Genomic DNA, 21,452 nt, shown 5'->3' with positions numbered 1-21,452 from the left:
GTTGTCGGGTCAGCCCTTGCAGCCGGCGCTGCGCATTTCCTTGGTGACGCGGGAGCGCAGCGCCTGCGAGGCGTTGCCGTGGTTTTCCAGCACTTCCGAATAGGTGGCGCAGGCCGCCCCCGTCTCGCCCATCGCCTTCAGCGACTGGCCGAGCTTGAACAGCGCGTCCGGCGCCTTCGGGTCGGTCGGGTGCTCGGTGTAGACGGCGAGATAGACGTCGGCGGCGTCCTGGTAGCGGCGCTGGCCGAAAAGGCTCTCGCCGAGCCAGAAGCGGGCGTTGACGGCAAGGTCGTCATCGCCGTGGAAGTCGAGGAAGTTGCGGAACGCGGTCTCGGCCCGGGCGTAGTCGCCGGCGAGGATGTAACCATAGGCAACGTCGTAATCGGCGCGCGGATCGCCGCCACGGGCAGGGGTGACGTCACTGCCGCCATCCGCCGGTCCCGGCGCCGTCAGATTGTTGCCGCCGGCGAGCGTCGACAGGTCGAGCGGCTGGCCGATCGCCCGGCCGATGGCGTCTTCCTGGCTGCCGGGCTGCGGCGCGTCGGGCGCTTCCAGCACCATGGTGCCGAGGGTCTGGTCGTCATTGGACGATTGCGGCTGGGTGGAGAACTGGCTGTTGTTCGCCGTGTTCCGCTGCGGCTGCGGCTGCGTCGCCTGGGAACGCCGGCCGGTGCCGCCCGGATTCTCAAGCTGCTGGAAGCGGAATTCGTTGTCTTCCTGCATCCGCTGGAGCTGGTCCGTCAGCGTACGGACCTGGTAGCTGAGGTCCTCGACCTGGCCGGTCAGCTTGCGGATCTGCTCCTCGAGCTGGCTCATGCGCAGCGACTGCGAGGCGTTTTCGCGGCTCGACGACCCGAAGAACCCGCCCTGGGCGAGGATGATCGGCGATTTGAGCTCGCTGGCGGCAACGCCGGTGTCGGAAAGCCCGATCGTCGCCAGCACCGCCGCGGAAAGGGCGACCGGCAGAATGCGGTGTCGGATGCCGCTGGTGATCATGGTGTCCTTGCCTCGTCGTTGCACCGTCCGGAAAATGAAAACCGGCGTCTATCGGGCAACGCGCCCGACCTTTCGAAAAGACCGCGGACGGCAGGCCGCAAATAAACGCGCGAAACCGGCCAAAGTTTGACGGCCCCGGTCAGGGCCGCCGCTCCGGCATCGGCTGTAGCCGCACTATAAAGGGATTCACGAAAAAAGGGGCGTGCCTTTTCAAGGCCGCCCGCCAGTCCGACCGCAATCGCGCGGCGCCAACGTCCGAAGTGCCGCGGTACCCCAAATCGAAACGACGCCGGAGCCCGTTGTCGGGGCCCCGGCGTCGCCGTCGGATAGGGGCGGAACGTGGCGTTGGCGTCAGCTTCCGGCGCCGCTGACGACGGAGACCGCACGGCGGTTCTGCGACCAGCAGGATTCGGCCGAACAGACGGCGACGGGCCGTTCCTTGCCGTAGGAAATCGTGCGCAGCCGTCCCGGCGAGACGCCCTGGCTGGCGAGATAGTCGCGCACGGCAGACGCGCGCCTTGCGCCGAGCGCCAGGTTGTATTCGCGGGTGCCGCGTTCGTCGGCATGGCCCTCGATGGTCAGCGAGTACTGCGAGTACTGCGCCAGCCAGCGGGCCTGGCCGTCCAGCGTCGAGCGGGCCGAGGCGTCGAGCGACGAAGAGTCGACGTCGAACAGCACACGGTCGCCGACATTGACGACGAAGTCTTGCGGGCTGCCCGGAGCAACCCCGTTGATATTCGATTCCGGTTTGTTCGCGCAGGCCGCGACGGTCAGAGCCACGACGGCCACTGCGAACAGTCGCATTGCACCTGCAAAACGCGCGTTACTCAGCATGCGATCACTCCCAAAAAGTCCCACCCAGTAATGATCAGGGTTACCAGTGCGATGGTTAAGCCGCGGTTTTCCAGAATGGTAAACACTTCGTTGCGGCGGTTTCCAGAACAATTCCGGCGCAAGGAGGCCCCCAGCCGCCGAATTCCGCTGTCTGATGGCAATGAATGCGGTCAAGACTATGTCCGCATTGCGCCAAATCGGTGATGAACGCCGCCTGGGCGGCGCAAAACCCTTCGCCGAAACAACGTTGTGGCCAACTGTGTTCCTGCGGCAACAGTCCCCGGCATCAATTCAATCGGTTAGCCACACCGTTCGGCCGGCCAGCCCTTTACGGGAGCGGCGGCGACCAGGCCGGGTCGGAGGCGAAGGACGGCGTTCCGATCTGCCGCTCGTGCCGGCCCGTCAGGTCGATGGCCCACAGCTTCGGCCCGCCATTGGCGCCCGGCGTCTCGCGGAAGAACATCAGCACCCGGCCGTTCGGCGCCCAGGTCGGCCCCTCATTGTGGAAGCCTTCCGTCAGGATGCGCTCGCCGCTGCCGTCGGTCCGCATGACGCCGATCTGGAACTTGCCGCCGACCTGCTTGGTGAAGGCGATGAGATCGCCGCGCGGCGACCACACCGGCGTCGAATAGGAACCGCTGCCGTTGCTGATGAGCCGCGCGCCGCCGCCATTGGCGCCCATGACATAGAGCTTCTGGCGCCCGCCGCGGTCGGATTCAAAGACAATCTGGCGCCCGTCCGGCGAATAGCTCGGGCTGGTGTCGATCGAGGGCGAGGAGGTCAGACGCGTCGTCTGGCGGGTCCTCAGATCCAGCGAATAGATGTTGGCGTTGCCGTCCGACTGCAGGCTCATCACCACCCGGTTGCCGTCCGGCGAGAAGCGCGGCGCAAAGGTCATGCCCGGGAAGTTGCCGACCAGTTCGCGCCGGCCGGTCTCGATGTCGAGCAGATAGACCCGCGGCTGGCCGTCGGCATAGGACATGTAGGTGACGACCTGGTTCGACGGGCTGAAGCGCGGCGTCAGCACCAGGTCGCGGCCTTGCGTCAGGTAACGCATGCGTGCGCCGTCCTGGTCCATGATCGCCAGCCGCTTGACGCGCTTGGTCTTCGGCCCGCTTTCGTCGACAAAGACGATGCGGGTGTCGAAATAGCCCTTCTCGCCGGTCAGTCGCTCGTAGATCGCATCGGCGACGATATGGGCGATGCGGCGCCAGTTGTCCGGCGAGGTGAAATATTGCTGGCCGGTCATCTGCTCGCCGGCAAACACGTCCCAGAGCCGGAATTCGACCTTCAGCCGCCCGTCGGGCTGCTGGGTGACGGCGCCGACGACGAGCGCCTGGGCGTCGATCACGCGCCAGTCGCCGAAGCGCGGCGGCTGGCCGACATCCGGGTTCTTCTGGATGAAGGAGGCCGGGTCGAGCGGTTTGAACAGGCCCGAATTCTTCAGATCATTGCTGATCACATTGGTGATGTTGCGGCCGATCTCTGCCGACGCACCGGAGCCGACGAAATCCGGCAGCGCGATCGGCAACGGCTCGATCACGCCCTGGGTGATGTCGATCTCGATCAGCGCCGAGGCCGGCAGCGCACCGGCCGCCGTCAGCACGCATGCAGCGACCGTCGCGCGGACGAGTGTCGCGATCCTTGACAGTGACGACCGCATTGTCTGCTCCCAGCCCCGTTTGGTCCGCGACACAACGATATCGACCATCCCGTGGTTCCCCTTCGTGTTCCGTCTCGTCAACGCTTCTGCCTTATCGCGTGACAACTTTCCAGCGCACAGTTGGCCGATCCCCATGACGAAACGATGGCCGCCGTCGCTGCGGATCGTGCCTTGCCGCCGGAACTCACCCGCCGAGCATCTCGCGCGGATCGAAATTGACGATGACCTCTTCCCAGGCATCGTATTTGTCGGCCGGCAACTGGTAGGGCTGGCAGCGCAGGACCGCGCGCGTCGCCGCACTGGCAGCGGCCCGGAAGAACGGGCTCGACCCGGAATTGACCACCTTGGGCGGCGCCGCGACCGTGCCGTCCCGGTTCAGTTGCATCTTCACCTTGACCAGCAGCCCCTCGGCCTCGGCCGCGCCGATCGGCGGGCTCCAGCAGCGGCCGATCTGGCCGCGCAGCGAATCGAGCTCCGATTGCGTCATGCGAGCATTGTCGTTGCCGCGCCGGGCGCCGAGCGAGGCCGGCTGGTTGTTGCGCTGCGAGCCGCCGCCGGCCGGCTGGACCTTGTTGAGAAGGGCCGCCACCTGGTCGTTCCGCTTGTCCTTGTTCTGCGCGGTCTCTGTCCGCTTCGGCGGCGTCGGCTTGGAGCGCGGCCGCACGGTGTCCGGGATCTCCGACGGCGCTTCGGCCTGCTCCTGCGGCTGCGGCTCGGGCTCCGGCACGGGTTCGGGCTCCGGCGCACTCTCCTGCGCGGGCTCGGGTTCCGGTTCGGGCGGCGCAGGCTCCGGCTCGGGCGCCGGTTCCGGTGCGGCCGGCTCCGGCGTTGCCTGCTGCGGGGTCGGCTCCGGCGTCGGCGGTGTCGGTTGCGGCGTCGGCTGGACGCCGGGCGGCTCGGGCTGTGGTTCCGGTTCAGGCTCCGGCGTCGGTTCGACCTCGGCCTCCGAGGGCACCTCGCGGATTTCCTTGGCGGTCCGGTCGCCGCGCTGCAGGTCCGTCAGTTCGGAGATCGGCACCAGGTCGACGGGCAGCGATTCCACGGCCGTTACCTCGAACGGCGTCGCATCCGGCAGGGCGAGCGTGCCCCACAGGATCAGGCCGACATGGACGACTGCCGAGGTGACGAGCCCGACACGCACGTGATCAGCCTCCCTGTTCCTCCAGCGTCACCAGCCCGATCCGCTTGTAGCCGGCGGCGCTGATGCGCCCCATGATCTGCATGATGACGCCGTAGTCCGCGTCCCGGTCGCCGCGCACATAGATGCGCTCGTCGTAACCGGTCTTGGCGATCGCCTGCAGCTTGGCGACGATCTCGTCCGGATCGATCTCGGTGTCCTGGATGAAGACCTGGCCGGAGTTGCGGATCGAGATGGTGATCGGCTCGGTGTCGCCCTCCATCGGCTTGGCGCGGGTCTCCGGCAGGTCGATGGGAACGCCCACGGTAAGGAGCGGCGCCGCCACCATGAAGATGATCAAAAGCACCAGCATGACGTCGACGAACGGCGTCACGTTGATCTCGCTCATCGGCGCATGGTGCACCTTCCGGCGCCCGCGCCTGCGACCGCCCTTGTAGGCGGGCTTGACCCCGGCACCCATGCCTATGCCTCAGCCCCGGCAGGGGCCGGCGGGCGCACGTAGAGGGATCTGCAATCGGTCATCGTTAGTCCCCACGAAAATGACAGGTGCTCTTGGCGGCCGGCGGCGCGGACGGCGCTCACAGGCGCTCGTCGATCTGGCGCGACAGGATCGCGGAGAACTCGTCCGCAAAGCCTTCCATGCGGCCGCTCAGCTTGCCGACGTCGTTGGCGAACTTGTTGTAGGCGATCACCGCCGGGATCGCGGCAAAGAGGCCGAGCGCGGTGGCGAACAGCGCCTCGGCGATGCCCGGCGCCACCACCGCCAGATTGGTGTTCTTGGAGGCCGCGATCGCCTGGAACGCGGTCATGATGCCCCAGACCGTGCCGAACAGGCCGATGAACGGCGCCGCCGCGCCGACGGTGGCCAGGAACAGGAGCCGGTTCTCCAGCCGCTCCACCTCGCGCGCGATCGTCACGTCGAGCACCTTGTCGATGCGGATGTTGAGCGAGCCGAGCGCCGCCCGCCCCTTCTCATGGCTGCGCTTCCACTCCCGCATGGCGGCGACGAACAGCGCCGCCAGCGCGTGGTTACCGCGCCCGGAGAGCGAGCGGTAGAGCTCCTCCAGCGACTGCCCAGACCAGAAGATCTTCTCGAACCGGTTCATCTGCGAGCGGGTGCGCGCAAAAAGGATCGACTTGTCGATGATGATCGCCCAGCACCAGATCGATGCCAGCAGAAGTCCGATCATGACGAACTTGACGACGATATGGGCGTCAAGGAACAGGGTCAGCAGCGACAACTCGCCGACCGGGGCCTCCAGGGCCGACTGGGCCAAATCCACCGGGTTCATGTAAAAAAGACCTCTTGTCCGTCTCGATAGTGGTCGCCCGGCGTCACCAGACGAGACTTCCGCGCAAAACCGTCACCGGCCGCGTATTCGCCTGTCTGATCGCCAAACATGTCAAAACTTGGAACGTTTGCCGCTCGCAAGGTCTACCCGCTTATGCCCCGCACCAGCAAGACTTCGGCAAGGTTAATAGAGCATTAACGAAAGTGGAGCCGGAAAAGTTTCCGCGCCGACGCGCACCGGTCAGCCCGCGACGACGCCCAGTTTTTCGCGCATTTGCGGCGGCAGGCGGCGCGGCCGGCCGGCGGCATTGATGACGGCGGCGGTGACCGCCGCGCCGATCAGGACCGTCTCCCCGCGGCGCACCACCTGGTCCAGAACCATCCGCGCGCCCCGCAATTCGCGGAATCGCGTCTCCACGGTCAGGACGTCGTCGATCCGGGCCGAGGCATGGAAATCGATCTCCATGTGCCGGACAACGAAATGCAGCGCCTCACCGCCGTGGCCGGCGGCAAGCTCGTTGTGGTGAATACCGCAAAGGCGCAGGAAATCGGTCCGCCCGCGCTCCAGGAATTTCAGGTAGTTGGCGTGATAGACGATGCCGGAAAAGTCCGTGTCCTCGTAGTAGACGCGGACCTGCAAAAGGTGATGGCCGGCCTCGATGCGGCCGGCAAGCGCAATGTCATCCATGTGAAAGGTCGTCGAAGGTCGAGGGTTTGTGAACGGCGGTCGGCGGCTCGAAAGAAGCCAACCGCCCTCCCCTTTACCCCACCTTTGTGACGACGGCGAGGAATTCGCCCATTTCGCCGCGCAGATCGTCCAGCGACTTCTGCTGATCGGCGAGCTGGCGGGCCGACGTCATCACCTTTTCCGCTGCCTGTGCAGTGACTTGGGCCACCTCCTGGACGTTGGTGATACTCGTCGTCACATCCCGCGTTCCGCTCGCCGCCTCGGCGATGTTGTGGCTGATCTCGCCGGTCGCCGCGCTCTGCTCCTCGACCGCGGAGGCCACCGCCGTGGAGGTCTCGCTGACCTTGTTGATGGCCGAATTGATTTCCTCGTTGGCCTTCACGGCCTGGGTGGTCGCGGCCTGCAGGCTGTTGACCTGCACCGAGATCTCCTCAGTCGCGGTCGCCGTCTGGCCGGCCAGCGCCTTGACCTCCTGGGCAACGATGGCAAAGCCCCTGCCTGCCTCGCCGGCCCGCGCCGCCTCGATGGTGGCGTTGAGGGCAAGGAGGTTGGTCTGCGCGGCGATGTCGTTGATCAGGCTGACCACCTCGCCGATGGTCTGGGAGGCGCCCGACAGGCCGCGGATTTCCGCGTCCATCGCCGCCGACTTGGCGACCGCGCCGTTGGCGACCTCAGCCGACAGCACCATCTGCCGGTTGATCTCGGTGATCGAGCTGGTCAGTTGTTCCGTGGAGGCAGCGACGTTCTGCATATTGGCCGAGGCCTGCTCGGCGCCGGCCGCCGCGGTCAGCGACTGCTGATTGGCGCTGTTGGCCGAATCGGTAACGTTCGCCGCCGCACCGTTCAGATCCTCGACCGCTGCCGAGACCGACTGGACGATGCCCTGGAGCTGGGTCTCGAACTTGCCGGCGAGATCGCAGAACGAGTCGTGGCGCTGCTTGATGCCGGCCATCGCCGTGTTGATGCTGCGCGCCGCCCCGGCGAAGGCGCCGACCATGCCGCGCTCCGCGATCAGGCGGAAGTGCTGGTTCTTGTTGACGTAGTCGAGGCAGGCCTTGGACTCGCGCAAATAAGCGTCGGTCCGGTCGATGAGGAGATTGATGGCGTGCATCAGCTCTCCCATGTCGCCCTTTTCCGTGATGTTCAGGATCCGGGCCTCGAAGTCGCCATTGGCGACCGCCTTGCAGACTTCCGTCGCTCGTCTCAGGGAAGATTTTCTCATGCCCACACGCACCGTTCCGTTTCCTTGTCATAGCCCTGGCGCCGGCGTCCCGACGGCCGGGACCCGTGCCGCTCCTTGCCGACGGTTGCGATAAATTCGTCATAGTCCATGCCGAGGTCGTCGAGCATGGATTCCAGCATCTTGGTCGACGCCGTCAGGCCGTCCTTGGCCGAGGCGTGCCGGTGCTCCTCTTCGCGCAGCTTGGCGTAGAGCGGGATGATGTGCTCTTCCAGGATGCGCCGGTCCGGCACCCGCCGGTTGGAGTGGTAGCCGATGATGTTGCCCTTCATGTCGAAGCTCGGCGTGGCATGGGCATAGACCCAGTAGTGGTCGCCGTTCTTGCAGCGGTTCACCACATAGGCGAAGATCTCGCTGCCCGACTGCAGCATGCACCACAGCACCTTGAACATCACCCGCGGCATCTGCGGATTGCGCAGGATCGAGTGCGGCTGGCCGATGAGTTCCTTTTCCGTGTAGCCGGAAATATCGATGAATATCTTGTTGGCGTAGGTCAGGTTGCCCTTCAGGTCGGTCTTCGACACGATGATGTCGTTCTCCGGGAAGGTTCTCTCCACGCCTGAGAGATGCACCTTGTCGTTGCGCTTCAAGACCTGACTCCTCGCTCGCGGCCAGCCCATTCTGATTGTTGCTGGACGGTTGTGCCCGGGCGCGAGTTTCACGAGAAAGGCGTAAATGACTGGTTAAGCAAACCTTCGAAAGCAATTAAAATTGTAAGAATTCAATGTATAATATGGAATCACGAACAATAATATAGTAGTATTCTCTGTCGGAAACCATAGTATTCATAAATCATCGAGCCGGCGACGACGCCGGCAACACCTTACCGCCCGCGCAGCCGCGCGCCGAGCGCTTCCTCCATCAGCCTCAAACACCGTCCGCGCAGCGCCGAGGCGGCGAAGTGATAGTAGTTGAGCTTGCAGGCAACGTCGGTGTGGAGGGCGCTGCGGTTTTCGTCTTCAAGCTCGACCCAGGCGATCACCGGCACGTCGTTCTTGCTGGCATCGACGCAGACCCAGTAGCTATCCGCAAGCACCAGCTCCATTTCCTTCAGGTCCGCAAAGTGCAGTCGCAGCGGCGTGCCCCAGCGGCCGCGGGCGCGGCGCCACAGATTGTAGGTGCGGGCGTCTATGCGGTCCGGCCGCTGCGCCAGGACCGGCACTGCGGCAAGCCGCGCATCGAAATCGGTCAGGTCTTGGTGTCCTCGCCTCGTATCGTGCCGGCAGCCCATTCTGCCTGAGGACGGGGAAGAAACGCCAGCCTCGCGGAAAGGTTGCTTCCAGCAAGGACCGAAAAGCCTACTCGTCTTCCGTGAAAAGTCCCATCTGCGCGGCGATCGGCGGGGGCGCCGCAAGGCCGAGATGCTTGAAGGCGTGCGGGGTGAGGATGCGCCCGCGGGGGGTGCGCTGGACGAAACCCTTCTGGATCAGGAACGGCTCGACGATTTCCTCGATGGCATCGCGCGGCTCCGACAGCGCCGCGGCAATCGTCTCGATGCCGACCGGTCCGCCGCCGAAGCTCATGGCGATGGTCGTGAGGTAGCGCCGATCGAGGGAATCGAGCCCGGCCGCGTCGACCTCAAGCTGCCGGAGCGCCCTGTCGGCCGCCGCCCGGTCGATGGCATCGACGCCGGCGACGGTGGCGAAGTCGCAGACCCGGCGCAGGAGCCGGCCGGCGATGCGCGGCGTGCCGCGCGCTCTTCTTGCGATCTCGTTGGCGCCCTCCTCGGTGATGCCGGTCGCCATGATCCGCGCGCCGCGTTTCACGATCAGTTCCAGCTCTTCCACCGAATAGAAGTCGAGCCGCACCGGAATGCCGAAGCGGTCGCGCAGCGGCGTCGTCAGAAGGCCGAGCCGTGTCGTCGCCCCGACCAGGGTGAACTTCGCCAGATCGATGCGCACCGACCGCGCCGCCGGCCCCTCGCCGATGATCAGATCGAGCTGAAAATCCTCCATCGCCGGATAGAGGATTTCTTCGACCGCCGGATTGAGCCGGTGGATTTCATCAATAAAGAGGACGTCCCGCTCTTCCATGTTCGTGAGCAGCGCCGCGAGGTCCCCGGCCTTGGCGATCACCGGACCGGAGGTGGCGCGGAAATTGACGCCGAGCTCGCGCGAGACGATCTGGGCGAGCGTCGTCTTGCCGAGCCCCGGCGGGCCGACGAAGAGCACGTGATCGAGGGCCTCGCCGCGCCGCCGCGCCGCCTCGATGAAGACCTTGAGGTTGGAGCGCGCCTGGGCCTGGCCGACGAAATCGTCGAGCTGCTGCGGGCGCAGGGTCCGGTCCTCGTCCTCCTCGCGCACCTCGGCCGAGATCATCCGGTCATCGCTCATAGACACATTTCCAACTCGATTTCGTCGCGGATCGGGATGCCGTTCGCCCCGATCGCGGGGATCTCAGGCTTCAGCTTGCGCGCCGCATCCATCGCGCCCGGATAGACGGCGACGATCCGGAATCCCCGCCGCTGATAAAACCGCAAAGCATGGAGATTGTCATTGGTGGTCACCAGCCAGACCTTTGAGCAGCCCTTTTCCCGCGCCTCGAAGAGCACCCGCGCGACCAGCGCCTGCCCCGTACCGCCGCCCTCGAAAAAACTGTCGAGGGTGACGATCTGGAGTGCATCGTCTTCGATCCGGTAGCTAGCAAAACCCTTCAGCGTGCCGTCCCGGTCGACGGCGCGAAAACCAGACAAGCTGGCGGCCTCGATCACCTCGCCGCGAGCGACGATGGTCGGGGCGCCCCAATATTTGGTCAGGAAGTCGGCGATCCAGTCGGCATCGGATTCCGGGATCAGGTCGACCGGCGCGGTCACGTCGCCAGTTCCTTCAGCGCCAGCCGGATGAGCGTTTCCGTCGTCGCCTCCTCGCCGACCTGGCGGGATGCCGCGTTGACGGCGGCGCTCGCCCGTATCTGCTGGTAGCCGAGATTGACGAGGGCGGAGACCGCATCGGCGACCGGCCGCGGCGCGCGTTTCTCCGCGATGTCGTCGACGAGCTGGATATGCCCGAGATCGGCGTCGGCATAGCTCGGCGCCTTGTCACGAAGTTCCGCCGCGATGCGTTCGGCCACCTTCTTGCCGACCCCCGGCGCGCGGGTGATCTGGGCGACGTCCTTCAGCGCGATCGCGGTGGCAAGGTCCGACGGCTTCATGATGCCCAGCACCGCGAGCGCCACCTTGGCCCCGACCCCCTGCACGGTCATCAACAGCCGGAACCATTCCCGCTCGGCGTCCGACAAAAACCCGTAGAGCCGGATCAGGTCGTCGCGCACATAGGTCTCGATGGACAGCACCGCCGCCTCGCCCGCCGCCGGCAGGTTCTGCAGCACCCGTGCCGGGCAATGCACCTCGTAGCCGACGCCCTGGACGTCGAGGATGACGTAGTCGTCGCCGAAACTGTCGACGACGCCCTTCAGCTTGCCGATCATCGCCCGCCTCCCGCGGCCATCGCGATCCGCGCGCTCGCCGAGCCGCGATGGTGCGCATGGCAGAGCGCGATCGCCAGCGCGTCCGCCGCATCGTCGCTGTCGAAGGTCGCCTTGGGTAAAAGCACCTTCACCATCACCCTTATCTGTCCCTTGTCGGCATGGCCGGCGCCGACGATCGCCTTCTTGATGGCATTCGGCGCGTACTCGGCAACGGAAAGCCCCATGCGGCCGGGAACGAGCAGCGCAATGCCGCGCGCCTGTCCGAGTTTCAGGGTCGCCTTGGCGTCGCGGTTGACGAAGGTCGCTTCCACCGCCGCCTCGTCCGGCCGCACCTTCGCAACGACGGCATCAAGCGCATCATGCAGCGCCACCAGCCGCTCCGCCAACGTGCCCTCGATCGGCGGATGCACCGTGCCGGAGGCAACAAAGCCGATATTGTTGCCCGACACCTCGATGACGCCCCAGCCGGTGTGCCGCAGCCCCGGATCGATGCCGATGATTCGAATCGCCTTTTCCATGACAGGATTTTTAGCGCGTTGCCGGCACAAAAAGGTAGGCCGGCAATTCACGGCACCGCGCTGACCGGCCGCTAACGTTTTCGCGGGCGCGCGCAGATATGCCGCAGCACGTGTCGAGTGGTGTTTATACACTGTAAACGGGCCCGACATATCCTTGCGCTAACCGTGAGTCGCGCCAAACCCAGCGTCATTTCAACCAAACCGCATCGAAACCTATCGTTATTTTACCGATCGACGCCACGAGGAGCCCGTCATCATGGCAAGCAATTCATTCGACAATCTGATCATCGGCACCGCCGGAAACGACACGCTTGACGGTACGACCCAAAGAGACCTGCTTCTCGGCCTGGACGGCAATGATTACATTTTTCTTTGGACCGCTTCGGCCGATACGCTCGTTGGCGGCAATGGAGAGGACCATCTCGAAGTCGTCAATGCCAGCGACAATCGATTGGCTGGCGGGACCGGCGACGATTTTGTCAAGGTCTGGGACGGCTTCGACGCGACGGATGGGGCCAGAGATAACAACACGCTGGAGGGCGGCGCGGGTGACGACCATCTCGAAGTCATTAGTGGCAGCAACAACCGATTGATTGGCGGTACCGGAGACGATTTTATCAAGGTTGAGGATAGCTACGGTGGGACCGGAGCTTTAAGCCGCAACAACACGCTGGAGGGCGGTGCGGGAGACGACCACCTCGAAGTCGTAAACGGCAGTGACAATCGATTGATCGGCGGTGCCGGAGACGACTACATCCATATCTGGGATCGCTCCGACCCAACTGTTGGAACCAGAAATAACAACACGTTGGAGGGCGGCGCCGGTGATGACCATCTCGAAGTCGTGAACGGCAGTGACAATCGATTGATCGGCGGTGCCGGAGACGACTTTATCAAGATCTGGGATGACTTCGACGCGACGGCTGGAGCCAGAAACAACAACACGCTGGAGGGCGGCGCGGGAAACGACCACCTCGAAGTATCCTCGGGCAATAACAACACGCTCATTGGCGGCGGGGGACGGGACACCCTGCGTGGCTATGGCGAGAATGATACTGCCGAATATTCCGGCAATCGCGACGACTACAAAATCGTCAAAATGGGTAACGGCGACCTCAAAATCATTGACCAACGCGGCGTCCCGGAAGACGGCGCCGACGAACTGTACGGCATAGAGAAAATAGCTTTTGCGGACGGAACCGTGTGGGTCGGCGACCTTAGCCTCGATCAGGTCGACGGCACGGCAAGGAGCCAAAAACTCGCCGGCGGAGCCGGCGACCAGACGATTTTCGGAAAAGCCGGCAATGACACACTCGCCGGAAACGGCGGAAGAGACGAAATCTTCGGCGGCAAAGGCAGCGACAGTTTGCTTGGCGGCGCCGGCAAGGACGAGTTGTTCGGCGGCAAGGGCAGCGACAGCGTCCTTGGAGGCACCGGCAAGGACCTGCTGCTCGGCGCCCAGGGAAAGGACATGCTTGCCGGCCAGGCCGGCCGCGACAAGATCTACGGAGGTGCCGGCGAGGATCGCCTGTTCGGTGGTAACGGAAAGGACGCCCTTTTCGGCGGAAACAACGATGATTTGCTGTCCGGCGGGATCGGCGATGATCGCCTGGTGGGCGGCAAAGGCAACGACACAGCGCTGTATGCCGGCGGCAAAGGCCGCTACGAGATTACCGAGACCAGCAGCGGCAATATCAAGATCACCGACCACCAGGGTCACTTCGGAACCGACATCCTGAGTAGTATCGAGCAGATCAGTTTCGGCGGAAAGGTTTTTGACCTCGACGACCTGCTGAGTTGATCGCCCGGGCTGTTCGAGCGGCGACGGAACGGGTGGCTTGCGACGCGGGTGCAGGTGCTCTTCGCGAAAGCACAGGTGCCGACGGCCGGCGGCGAACGTTTTGAAGCGCCGCTTCCGTCGTTGGCCGGTCTGACCGCCCCTGCCCATATCCGTTGACATGCCGCGCCCGACCCGGAATTGTGCGCCGGTCCCGCCCGTCGCTTCCGGCATCCGCGCAAATGTTGTCCTGGACCGCACTGATCACCGAGCCGGCGATGCTCGTCCTCATGGGTGTCGCCTTCGTCACCGCGCTGGTGCGCGGCTTTTCCGGCTTCGGCGCGGGCATGCTGTTCATGCCGCTGGCGGGCGCCCTGTTCGATCCCAAGCTCGCCATCGTCATGATCTGGATGATCGACAGCGTGCCGGCCTTCCCGATCCTGTTTCCGGCGCTGAAGAAATGCGTCTGGCGGGAGATCATCCCGATGGCGATCGCCGCCTTCGTCGGCGTGCCGATCGGCATGTACCTGTTGAAGACCGCCGACCCGGTGCCCGTGCGCTGGACCATCAGCCTGCTGACGCTGGTGCTTGCCGCCGCGCTCTGGTCCGGCTGGCGCTACCGGGTCCGCCCGAACATGCCGACCACCCTCGGCGTCGGCTTTTCCTCAGGCTTCCTCGGCGGCTTTGCCGCCATCCCCGGCCCGCCGGTCTTGATGTTCTGGATGAGCGGGCCGGCTTCCGCGTCCGTCGCCCGCGCCAACATCATCGCCTATTTCGGCATCCTGATGGTGCTGAACGGCGCCAACCTCTTCGCGCAAGGCTTCATCACCCTGGAGAGCCTGCAACGGTCTCTGATCCTGGCGCCGATCTATCTCGCCGGCGTCCTCATCGGCAACCGCATGTTCGGCCTCGCCAGCGAGGCCACGTTCCGCCGCATCGCCTACGCGCTGATCATCGTCTTCGCGCTGTTGGGGTTGCCAGTGCTGGATAGTGTGCTGGGGTAGAGCAGGGACGGCACCCGATCACGAGTGGCAGGGGCAGCCCCACACTCTCCCCGTCACCCCGGGCTTGACCCGGGGCCCATTGCCCCTGTCCATACGGTATGTCGCCGATTGTGGGAACGCAGTCGAAACAAGGATCGAGGCCGGACGAACGATCGCGACGACATACCGTGTCGAGACGGGCAATGGATCCCGGCTCTCCGCTGCGCTCCGGCCGGGATGACGACGGAGGGTACGGTCCGCCCGGTGCACAAAACGCACCGAATTGCCCCCCGATCCCGCAGGGATCGCAAGCCCGAACGGGCGCCGGCGCCGATGCGCCGTAAAGCCTGCGTGGCGCCTGAACGCCACGCTCACTCACGCCGCGGCGATCTTCTCCATCACCTCGTCGGAGATGTCGTAGTTGGCATAGACGTTCTGGACGTCGTCATCGTCTTCCAGGGCGCCGATCATCTTCATCAGCGTTGCCGCCTTTTCCTCGTCGACCGGCGACAGGGTCTGCGGTTTCCAGATGGCGTTGACCGATTCCGCCTCGCCGAGGGAGTCGGCCAGCGCAGAGGAGACGTCGCCGAGGTCCTCGAAGGCGCAGGTGATGACGTGGCTTTCCTCGTCCGACTGGACGTCCTCGGCGCCGGCCTCGATGGCGGCGTCAAGGACGGTTTCCGCGTCGCCCGCGGAGGCCGGATAGACGATCTCGCCGACCCGGTCGAACATGAAGGACACCGAGCCGGTCTCGCCCATCGCCCCGCCATTCTTGGCGAAACAGGCGCGCACATTGCCGGCGGTGCGGTTGCGGTTGTCGGTGAGGGCCTCGACGAGCACGGCAACGCCGCCGGGGCCGTAGCCCTCGTAGCGAATTTCCTCATAGGTCTCCGCGTCGCCGCCTTCGGCCTTCTTGATCGCCCGCTCGATATTGTCCTTCGGCATCGACTGGGCGCGCGCGTTCTGGATCGCAAGGCGCAGCCGCGGATTGCCGTCGGCGTCCGGGCCGCCGACCTTGGCCGCCACCGTGATCTCCTTGGAGAGCTTGGAGAACTGCTTGGAGCGCTTGGCGTCCTGCGCGCCCTTGCGGTACATGATGTTCTTGAATTTTGAATGTCCGGCCATGGCTCGTCTCTGTCGTTGCGGGCCGCAGGGTATGTGGGCGAGAGGCGGCGGCGGGCGTCTTCCCGCGCGCGCCACGCGGCACGGGCGCGGCTGGTCGTTGGAAATTTCGGCTGCTTATATCAAAAGAGCCGGCGAAATCCAGCCGGGCATGCGCGTTCCGGCTACTCGAATTCCATCTCCATGAACACCGCCTGGGCGTTGCGCCGCGACAGGGTATCGAAATTCGGCAGCTCGGCGAACGCCGACTGGTCGATGCCGGCGGCCTCCGTCATGTCGCCGCCGCGCTCCAGGACGGCCCCGACTTCGGAGCGCAGATTGACCAGAACGTCGAAGGTCTGGGCAATCCCGGCCGACAGCGGCGCCGGCCGGCCATGACCCGGCACGACGATCTCCGGATCCAGAACCTCCAGCGCCTTGAAGGCGGCGATCCAGCCGGCGCTGTTGGAAACGGGCAGAACGCCGAGCATGCGGTCGAGGAAGACGACATCACCGGCAAAGGCGATGCGCTCCTTCGGCAGCCAGACGATCGTGTCGCCGGGGGTGTGGGCCGGCCCGGCCATTTTGATGAGCATCTTCGTGCCGCCGACCTCTAGCTCCAGTTCGCTCTCGAACGTCCGCTCGGCCGGCACGGCCTCGGTGCCGGCCAGAGCGTCCTCACCGATGAGGTTGGTGAGCATGAAGAACTGCTCGTCCGCGCGAGCGGTCTGGTCGCGAACCGCGGCATCGGCCGCAATGATCTCCGCGCCCTTTGCCTTGAAGTACCCGTTGCCGAGCCAGCGATGGTCCTGGCCGCCGGTGTTGATGACGGTGACGACCGGCTTGTCGGTGACCGTTTGAAGGGTTTCTTCGATCATCGCCGCACCCCTGGCGCTGCTGCCGGAATCGATCAGCACCACGCCATCCTCGGTCACCACGGCGCCGAAGGTGGCGTTGTTGGCGAGATTGTCGGCACTGCGCTGGCCGAGCGGGCCGACCAGCGCATAGACGTTATCGGCGACGGGGACGACCTGGAGAACGCCGGCACGGGCCGGCAAGGCGGAGAGAACAACAAGGGCGGCAACAAGAAGGCCGGCGGCGCGAAGACGGCGCGTCCATCCGTGAGCAAGACTGTGCATGGGGATTCCGGTTGGTTTTTCGGTTCTGTCGCGGGCGACCATGCCTCATTACACAAAATTATTCAAATTACAGAATATAATGATTTGGAAAAGAAAATGGCGGGCCACAGGGGTCCGCCACCAGAAGCTTTGAAAAACGCCGGCGCTTGAACGCCAAACCGAAGCTACGCGTTTTTCGCCGGATCGAGCGTGATCTTGTAGAGCTCGTTGTCGCCGCGATCCATCAGCCGCACGGTCATCTGCTCGGTCGCACCGTCGATGTCGACGAGGCCGAAGAACTGCAGGCCCAAGGAGGGCGGCAGGTTGGCGCCCTGCTCCTTGGTCGGCGCCTTGATGAACTTCAGCTCCGGGCCAAAGGTCATGTCGAGGTCGTTGGGGCCGAAGGTGCCGGCATGGATCGGGCCGGAGACGAACTCCCAGAACGGCTCGAAATCCTGGAACTGCGCCTTGTCCGGATTGTAGTAATGGGCCGCCGTGTAGTGGACGTCGGCGGTGAACCAGACCGTGTTGGTGATGCCGGCCTGCTTGATGAAGGAGAGCAGCTCGGCGAACTCCAACTCGCGGCCCTTGGCCGGGCCGTTGTCGCCATTGGCCACCGCTTCGGCGCCGGCCTGTTCCTTCCAGTTGTCCCAGACGACGAGGCCGATCGGCATGTCGCAGGCGATCACTTTCCAGGTCGCGGTCGACTTGGAGAGGGCGTCCTTCAGCCAGGCCATCTGCTCGGCACCGAGGATGCGGGAATCGGGCGTCATCTCGGTCTCCATCGCCGGGCCGTTCGGGCCGCGATAGGAGCGCAGGTCGAGGAAGAAGACGTCGACGAGCGGGCCGTAGGCGATCTTGCGGTAGACCCGGCCGGGCTCGGCAGGCGTGAAGCGGATCGGCGTCATCTCGTGGAAGGCCTTGGCCGAGCGCGAGCGCAGCACGTGGATCGACTTCTCCGAATAGCGGTCGTCGTTCGAGAGGTCCTTGGCGCTCGACCAGTTGTTGACGACCTCGTGGTCGTCCCACTGGAAGAAGGTCGGGCAGACGGCGTTCATCGTCCGCACATGCTCGTCAAGGAGGTTGTACTTCCAGTTGCCGCGGAACTCGTCGAGCGTCTCGGCGACCTTGCGCTTTTCATCGACCAGCACCTTGTTGACCCACTTGGTGCCATCCTTGAGGTCGACCTCGTCTTTCATCACGCCGTCGGCATAGATGGTGTCGCCGGAATGGATGAAGAAGTCGGGGGTGTGCCTTGCCATGGTGCCGTAGGCCAGCATGCCGACCTCGTCGATGCCCCAGCCCTGGCCGGCGGTGTCGCCCGACCAGGCAAAGCGCACGTTGCGCTTCTCGCGCGGTGCGGTCCGAAACCGGCCGACGATCGGCTCGGAGACCGCGTTGGCGTCGGCAAGGTCGACCGCGGTCATGCGGTAAAAAATGTCCTGGTCGGAGGCGAGGTCGGTCAGCAGCCGTTTGACGGCGAGGTCGTTGGCCGGAACGGCGTCGAGGCTGGCAAGCTGGCGCGCATCGGCAAAGCTCTCGGTGGTCGCCACCTCGAAGCGGACGCTGGCCGGACGGTCGGTCCGGGTCCAGATCACGCCGGAGCTGGTGTCGACGTCACCGGACTGGACGCCGTGGGTGAAGACGGGCCGCGCATTGGCGCGCGAATAGAACGGCATGGCAAGGCCGGAGCCGGCGACGAGGCCGGCCGCGCCGGCGGAGGCCAGAAAGCCGCGGCGGCTCAGCTTGAGCATCTGAGTCATTGGAGATCCCCTTGTGCGAAAATTTGCTGCGGCTCGGATGACGACCGCCAAGGGGAAGCCTGACGCTGTTCGGTGACAGCGTTTTGTCTATTCCATTATGGTTATGTGAAAGAGAGGATATCGCTCCCGGCGGGAGGCCCCTGTCGAAAATTCATCGATAGAAAGCAACGGCTTGATCGAAAGACCGCGGCCTCGCCAAGGGCGCGGAAAGCCGAATGTGACAGCCCCGTCGCGGCACCGTCACGGAAGAGCGCGCAAAGGTCGAGCACCCTACCAGAAGGACGGCACGGTCTCTTCCAGCCGCCCGCCGAGCCGGAGCGGCGCAACGGCCGTCGCCAGGCCAGAGACCTCGTCGATCTCCACCGCCACGCCCGACAGCGTCGCCCGCCCCAGCGCCGGCGAGAACCGCGCCTGCGGGATCTTCTTGGTGAAGCGCTGGATCGGCTCGTCCTTGTCCATGCCGACGACGGAATCGTAGTCGCCACACATCCCGGCATCGGTCATCAGCGCGGTGCCGCCGGGCAGGATCTGGTGGTCGGCTGTCGGCACATGGGTGTGGCTGCCGACGACGAGGCTCGCCCGGCCGTCGACGAAATGGGCCATCGCCTGCTTCTCGCTGGTCGCCTCGGCGTGGATGTCGATGACGACGGCATCGACGTGCTCACCGAGGACGCAGGCGGCAAGCTCGCGTTCGACGGCCGCGAACGGATCGTCGAGCTGGTTCATGAACACCTGGCCCATGGCGTTCATGACGAGCACCCTCGCCCCGTTGCGGGCTGTGTAGACCCCGGCGCCGCGGCCGGGCGTTCCCGCCGGATAGTTGAGGGGGCGCAGCAACCGGTCCTCGCGGGCGATGAAGACGAGCGCCTCGCGCTGGTCCCAGACATGATTGCCGGTGGTGATGACGTCGGCCCCGGCGTCGAGGAAACCGCGGGCGATGTCTTCGGTGATGCCGAAGCCGCCGGCCGCGTTCTCGCCGTTGACGACGACGAAATCGAGCTCGTAGCGGTCGACGAGGCCGGGCAGCCGGTCGAGAACGGCGGCGCGGCCGGCGCGGCCGACGACGTCGCCCAAAAACAAGAGCCTCATATCGCGCCCTCCGTGTCGGGTCCCGTTTCCGTGCCCGCATCGGTGAAGACCATGGCGAGCGGCTGGTCGTGCGACTCGGCCGGAACGCTGTCCACCCGCTGGCACCCATAGGCGACGCCGACGAGCAGCGGTTCGTGGCCGTCGGCCTCCATCGCCGCGATTGCCCGGTCGTAATAGCCGGCACCGTAACCGATTCTGTTGAGCGAGCCGTCATAGGCGGCAAGCGGCACCAGCATGATGTCGGGCCGCACCGGCTCCGCCTCCGGTCCTGGCTCCATCAGCCCGAACCGCGCCGGCACCAGCGCATCCGGATCGCCGTCCCAGGCCCGAAAGACCAGCGTTTGCGCATCGAGCACCACCGGCAGGCAGAGCCGTGCGCCCTGCCCTCTCAAATGCGCCATCAGCGGCAGCGGATCGATCTCGCCGCGAATCGGCCAGAAGCCGGAGACGGCGCGGCCTGAGACCGGCCCGAGCATGCCGGCCTGGGCGACCAGCGCGGCGGCCGCCGCCGTCTGCGCCTCGGTCCCGAGCTCTGCCCGCCGCGCCAGCACGTCGGCGCGAATCCGGGCCTTCTGCTGCTGCGGGGTCTCGGTCATGGCAACGAAATGCTTTTGGGAATTGGGGACCGCCAGGGTCCGGTGGAGAGGTGAAGCCGCACGGCCGTTGGAGAATGCGATCCCGGGTACCTACAACGTAGGTGGGCGCCGTTTGAAAGAACCCACGGGTTCAACCAGGGACAGCTCCCTTAAGGATCGATAAGGCCCCGGGGAAAAGACTCCTGACGCACCGCGCAGCAACACCGAAGACGAGATATAGGACCCGCCCCCGGCAAAAGCCAGAGGTCTCAAACACGGTCCTTGCACCGGCACCGCCAGAGACATCAGCGCCGAGGCCTCAGCGGCCGGCGCCGTTCGGCCGGTCCAGCGTTTTCGCCAGGTCCTCGATGCGCGCCGCCGCCGCGTTCAGCTTTTCCGCAAACGCCTGTTCGGAGCTTTCGGTGCGCTCCAGCAGTGCCTTGCGGCTTTCGCGCAGGGACTCCAGCTCGGCCTCCAGGCCCTTCATCTGCTGCTCGACGCTTGCCAGCATGTCGACGGCCATGATCCCGGCCATCACCGACAGCCGCTGGTCGCCGATTTCCCCGAACGCCGTCTTCAGCTCGCCGATATAGCCGTCGAAGCGGCGGGCGAGCGCGAACAGCCGCTCCTCCTCGCCGTCGTCGCACGCCATCCGATACTGCCGGCCATTGATCGTTACGCTGACCTGCGCCATCCGCTGTCCTAACGCCCCCCGGATCTCCGTGCCCCCCGAACCCGAAATGATCCCTAACCACCGTGATCGTTCAAGACGGCGCGGATCGTCTCCATCGCCGAGACCAGCCGCCGCGACACCTCGCGATTGGTGTCTTCCAGCCGGTCGGCCCGGGCCAGCGCCGAATCGAGATCCTGCGCCAGCTTCGACCGGTCCTCGCCGAGCCGCTGCAGCTCGTCCTCGGCCGTGGCAAAGCGCTCGCCGGCCTCCACATGCCGGTGCACGGCGGCCTCGAGTTGGCTCAGCGCCGTATCGAGCCGCCCCATCACGGTCTTCACGTTTGGGGTGTCCGCCATGCCCCTGTCCGCCAAAACGAGCCTCGGCCCGTGTTCGTCCTATCCGGTCGTTCCACCTTGCGGCGGCGCGCCGGCGATCATCGCGAGAAAAGAAGGTGCTCAGTAACTTGCGGGCGGAAGATTAGGCGCCGTGTGAAGTCACCGTCAATGGTGTGTGGTCACGTTCTTGGCGGACATACCCCGAATACATTGACACAAAACGCCTTCCTGTTATCACTCTGGC

Annotated in this window: 23 protein-coding genes and 1 other RNA gene; 2 read left to right on the top strand and 22 right to left on the bottom strand. The window is 65.2% G+C overall.

Going from position 1 to position 21,452, the window contains the following annotated elements:
• Positions 1-9 precede the first annotated feature (9 nt).
• From ybgF to ruvC, 14 genes are all read right to left on the bottom strand, one after another.
• Entirely contained in the window at positions 10-996 is a 987-nt protein-coding gene (gene ybgF / locus M2319_RS02565; RefSeq protein WP_264599857.1) for a tol-pal system protein YbgF, read from the bottom strand.
• 351 nt (positions 997-1,347) lie between these two features.
• A complete protein-coding gene (gene pal, locus M2319_RS02560) occupies positions 1,348-1,830 on the bottom strand; it encodes a peptidoglycan-associated lipoprotein Pal (RefSeq protein WP_406682064.1) in 483 nt (160 codons plus the stop codon).
• 328 nt (positions 1,831-2,158) lie between these two features.
• Positions 2,159-3,493 (bottom strand): Tol-Pal system beta propeller repeat protein TolB, encoded by a 1,335-nt coding sequence (gene tolB, locus M2319_RS02555; RefSeq protein WP_264599855.1) that lies wholly within the window; start codon positions 3,491-3,493, stop codon positions 2,159-2,161.
• Between the two features lie 184 nt (positions 3,494-3,677).
• Complete coding sequence (locus M2319_RS02550) at positions 3,678-4,634, bottom strand: cell envelope integrity protein TolA (RefSeq protein WP_264599854.1); 957 nt, start codon at positions 4,632-4,634, stop codon at positions 3,678-3,680.
• Between the two features lie 4 nt (positions 4,635-4,638).
• Positions 4,639-5,091 (bottom strand): protein TolR, encoded by a 453-nt coding sequence (gene tolR, locus M2319_RS02545; RefSeq protein WP_264599853.1) that lies wholly within the window; start codon positions 5,089-5,091, stop codon positions 4,639-4,641.
• Positions 5,092-5,209: 118 nt separating this feature from the next.
• Positions 5,210-5,923, bottom strand: coding sequence for a protein TolQ (gene tolQ / locus M2319_RS02540; RefSeq protein WP_264599852.1), 714 nt, complete (start codon positions 5,921-5,923; stop codon positions 5,210-5,212).
• A gap of 240 nt (positions 5,924-6,163) precedes the next feature.
• On the bottom strand, positions 6,164-6,610 hold the full coding sequence (gene ybgC / locus M2319_RS02535; protein WP_264599851.1) for a tol-pal system-associated acyl-CoA thioesterase: 447 nt from the start codon (positions 6,608-6,610) through the stop codon (positions 6,164-6,166).
• A gap of 73 nt (positions 6,611-6,683) precedes the next feature.
• Positions 6,684-7,832: a methyl-accepting chemotaxis protein gene (locus tag M2319_RS02530; protein WP_264599850.1), complete on the bottom strand. Its 1,149-nt coding sequence runs from the start codon at positions 7,830-7,832 to the stop codon at positions 6,684-6,686.
• Positions 7,829-8,470 (bottom strand): PAS domain-containing protein, encoded by a 642-nt coding sequence (locus M2319_RS02525; protein ID WP_406682063.1) that lies wholly within the window; start codon positions 8,468-8,470, stop codon positions 7,829-7,831. The genes M2319_RS02530 and M2319_RS02525 overlap by 4 nt, the downstream gene beginning before the upstream one ends.
• Before the next feature lie 203 nt (positions 8,471-8,673).
• A complete protein-coding gene (locus M2319_RS02520; protein ID WP_264599848.1) occupies positions 8,674-9,012 on the bottom strand; it encodes a hypothetical protein in 339 nt (112 codons plus the stop codon).
• 136 nt (positions 9,013-9,148) lie between these two features.
• On the bottom strand, positions 9,149-10,183 hold the full coding sequence (gene ruvB, locus M2319_RS02515) for a Holliday junction branch migration DNA helicase RuvB (protein ID WP_264599847.1): 1,035 nt from the start codon (positions 10,181-10,183) through the stop codon (positions 9,149-9,151).
• Positions 10,180-10,662, bottom strand: a complete 483-nt coding sequence (locus tag M2319_RS02510; RefSeq protein ID WP_264599846.1) for a GNAT family N-acetyltransferase — start codon at positions 10,660-10,662, stop codon at positions 10,180-10,182. Before M2319_RS02510 ends, ruvB begins: the two co-directional genes overlap by 4 nt.
• Positions 10,659-11,276 carry a Holliday junction branch migration protein RuvA gene (gene ruvA / locus M2319_RS02505; protein WP_264599845.1) on the bottom strand — a complete coding sequence of 206 codons (618 nt, stop codon included), beginning with the start codon at positions 11,274-11,276 and terminating at the stop codon, positions 10,659-10,661. Before ruvA ends, M2319_RS02510 begins: the two co-directional genes overlap by 4 nt.
• Positions 11,273-11,794, bottom strand: a complete 522-nt coding sequence (gene ruvC, locus M2319_RS02500) for a crossover junction endodeoxyribonuclease RuvC (RefSeq protein WP_264599844.1) — start codon at positions 11,792-11,794, stop codon at positions 11,273-11,275. The genes ruvA and ruvC overlap by 4 nt, the downstream gene beginning before the upstream one ends.
• Positions 11,795-12,050: 256 nt before the next feature.
• Between ruvC and M2319_RS02495 the strand changes: the two genes are divergently transcribed.
• Positions 12,051-13,595, top strand: a complete 1,545-nt coding sequence (locus M2319_RS02495; RefSeq protein WP_264599843.1) for a calcium-binding protein — start codon at positions 12,051-12,053, stop codon at positions 13,593-13,595.
• A gap of 218 nt (positions 13,596-13,813) precedes the next feature.
• Positions 13,814-14,575, top strand: coding sequence for a sulfite exporter TauE/SafE family protein (locus M2319_RS02490; RefSeq protein WP_264599842.1), 762 nt, complete (start codon positions 13,814-13,816; stop codon positions 14,573-14,575).
• A gap of 354 nt (positions 14,576-14,929) precedes the next feature.
• On the opposite strand, the gene M2319_RS02485 is transcribed toward M2319_RS02490, so the two are convergent.
• The 8 genes from M2319_RS02485 to M2319_RS02450 all read right to left on the bottom strand — a co-directional run bounded on the left by M2319_RS02485 (position 14,930) and on the right by M2319_RS02450 (position 21,229).
• Entirely contained in the window at positions 14,930-15,679 is a 750-nt protein-coding gene (locus M2319_RS02485) for a YebC/PmpR family DNA-binding transcriptional regulator (RefSeq protein WP_111432885.1), read from the bottom strand.
• 161 nt (positions 15,680-15,840) lie between these two features.
• A complete protein-coding gene (locus M2319_RS02480) occupies positions 15,841-16,794 on the bottom strand; it encodes an MBL fold metallo-hydrolase (RefSeq protein WP_264599841.1) in 954 nt (317 codons plus the stop codon).
• Between the two features lie 164 nt (positions 16,795-16,958).
• The gene (locus tag M2319_RS02475; protein ID WP_406682062.1) at positions 16,959-18,536 is read right to left on the bottom strand and encodes an alkaline phosphatase D family protein; all 1,578 of its coding nucleotides are present in this window, start codon (positions 18,534-18,536) and stop codon (positions 16,959-16,961) included.
• A 270-nt stretch (positions 18,537-18,806) separates the two neighbouring features.
• Complete coding sequence (locus tag M2319_RS02470; RefSeq protein ID WP_264599840.1) at positions 18,807-19,625, bottom strand: TIGR00282 family metallophosphoesterase; 819 nt, start codon at positions 19,623-19,625, stop codon at positions 18,807-18,809.
• Positions 19,622-20,221: a 5-formyltetrahydrofolate cyclo-ligase gene (locus tag M2319_RS02465; RefSeq protein WP_264599839.1), complete on the bottom strand. Its 600-nt coding sequence runs from the start codon at positions 20,219-20,221 to the stop codon at positions 19,622-19,624. The genes M2319_RS02470 and M2319_RS02465 overlap by 4 nt, the downstream gene beginning before the upstream one ends.
• A 49-nt stretch (positions 20,222-20,270) precedes the next feature.
• Positions 20,271-20,425: non-coding RNA, 6S RNA (gene ssrS, locus M2319_RS02460), on the bottom strand.
• A gap of 94 nt (positions 20,426-20,519) precedes the next feature.
• Entirely contained in the window at positions 20,520-20,894 is a 375-nt protein-coding gene (locus tag M2319_RS02455) for a cell division protein ZapA (RefSeq protein ID WP_264599838.1), read from the bottom strand.
• A gap of 53 nt (positions 20,895-20,947) precedes the next feature.
• On the bottom strand, positions 20,948-21,229 hold the full coding sequence (locus M2319_RS02450) for a DUF4164 domain-containing protein (protein WP_111432880.1): 282 nt from the start codon (positions 21,227-21,229) through the stop codon (positions 20,948-20,950).
• Positions 21,230-21,452: the final 223 nt, after the last annotated feature.

It is taken from the genome of Rhodobium gokarnense (assembly GCF_025961475.1).
GTDB classification, from domain to species: Bacteria; Pseudomonadota; Alphaproteobacteria; order Rhizobiales; family Rhodobiaceae; genus Rhodobium; species Rhodobium gokarnense.
The sequence above is the reverse complement of the archived record's forward strand: the minus strand, read 5'-3'. Positions and strand labels throughout refer to the sequence as shown.

Excerpts from the sequence above, each read along its gene's own strand:
- M2319_RS02450 (WP_111432880.1), bottom strand. The coding sequence starts at position 21,229 with ATGGCGGACACCCCAAACGTGAAGACCGTGATGGGGCGGCTCGATACG.
- ybgC (WP_264599851.1), bottom strand. The coding sequence starts at position 6,610 with ATGGATGACATTGCGCTTGCCGGCCGCATCGAGGCCGGCCATCACCTT.
- tolB (WP_264599855.1), bottom strand. The coding sequence starts at position 3,493 with ATGCGGTCGTCACTGTCAAGGATCGCGACACTCGTCCGCGCGACGGTC.
- M2319_RS02485 (WP_111432885.1), bottom strand. The coding sequence starts at position 15,679 with ATGGCCGGACATTCAAAATTCAAGAACATCATGTACCGCAAGGGCGCG.
- M2319_RS02470 (WP_264599840.1), bottom strand. The coding sequence starts at position 19,625 with ATGAGGCTCTTGTTTTTGGGCGACGTCGTCGGCCGCGCCGGCCGCGCC.
- pal (WP_406682064.1), bottom strand. The coding sequence starts at position 1,830 with ATGCTGAGTAACGCGCGTTTTGCAGGTGCAATGCGACTGTTCGCAGTG.
- M2319_RS02455 (WP_264599838.1), bottom strand. The coding sequence starts at position 20,894 with ATGGCGCAGGTCAGCGTAACGATCAATGGCCGGCAGTATCGGATGGCG.
- M2319_RS02530 (WP_264599850.1), bottom strand. The coding sequence starts at position 7,832 with ATGAGAAAATCTTCCCTGAGACGAGCGACGGAAGTCTGCAAGGCGGTC.
- ruvC (WP_264599844.1), bottom strand. The coding sequence starts at position 11,794 with ATGGAAAAGGCGATTCGAATCATCGGCATCGATCCGGGGCTGCGGCAC.
- M2319_RS02490 (WP_264599842.1), top strand. The coding sequence starts at position 13,814 with ATGTTGTCCTGGACCGCACTGATCACCGAGCCGGCGATGCTCGTCCTC.
- ybgF (WP_264599857.1), bottom strand. The coding sequence starts at position 996 with ATGATCACCAGCGGCATCCGACACCGCATTCTGCCGGTCGCCCTTTCC.
- M2319_RS02465 (WP_264599839.1), bottom strand. The coding sequence starts at position 20,221 with ATGACCGAGACCCCGCAGCAGCAGAAGGCCCGGATTCGCGCCGACGTG.
- ruvA (WP_264599845.1), bottom strand. The coding sequence starts at position 11,276 with ATGATCGGCAAGCTGAAGGGCGTCGTCGACAGTTTCGGCGACGACTAC.
- M2319_RS02480 (WP_264599841.1), bottom strand. The coding sequence starts at position 16,794 with ATGCACAGTCTTGCTCACGGATGGACGCGCCGTCTTCGCGCCGCCGGC.
- M2319_RS02475 (WP_406682062.1), bottom strand. The coding sequence starts at position 18,536 with ATGACTCAGATGCTCAAGCTGAGCCGCCGCGGCTTTCTGGCCTCCGCC.
- M2319_RS02495 (WP_264599843.1), top strand. The coding sequence starts at position 12,051 with ATGGCAAGCAATTCATTCGACAATCTGATCATCGGCACCGCCGGAAAC.
- tolQ (WP_264599852.1), bottom strand. The coding sequence starts at position 5,923 with ATGAACCCGGTGGATTTGGCCCAGTCGGCCCTGGAGGCCCCGGTCGGC.
- tolR (WP_264599853.1), bottom strand. The coding sequence starts at position 5,091 with ATGGGTGCCGGGGTCAAGCCCGCCTACAAGGGCGGTCGCAGGCGCGGG.
- ruvB (WP_264599847.1), bottom strand. The coding sequence starts at position 10,183 with ATGAGCGATGACCGGATGATCTCGGCCGAGGTGCGCGAGGAGGACGAG.
- M2319_RS02525 (WP_406682063.1), bottom strand. The coding sequence starts at position 8,470 with ATGGGCTGGCCGCGAGCGAGGAGTCAGGTCTTGAAGCGCAACGACAAG.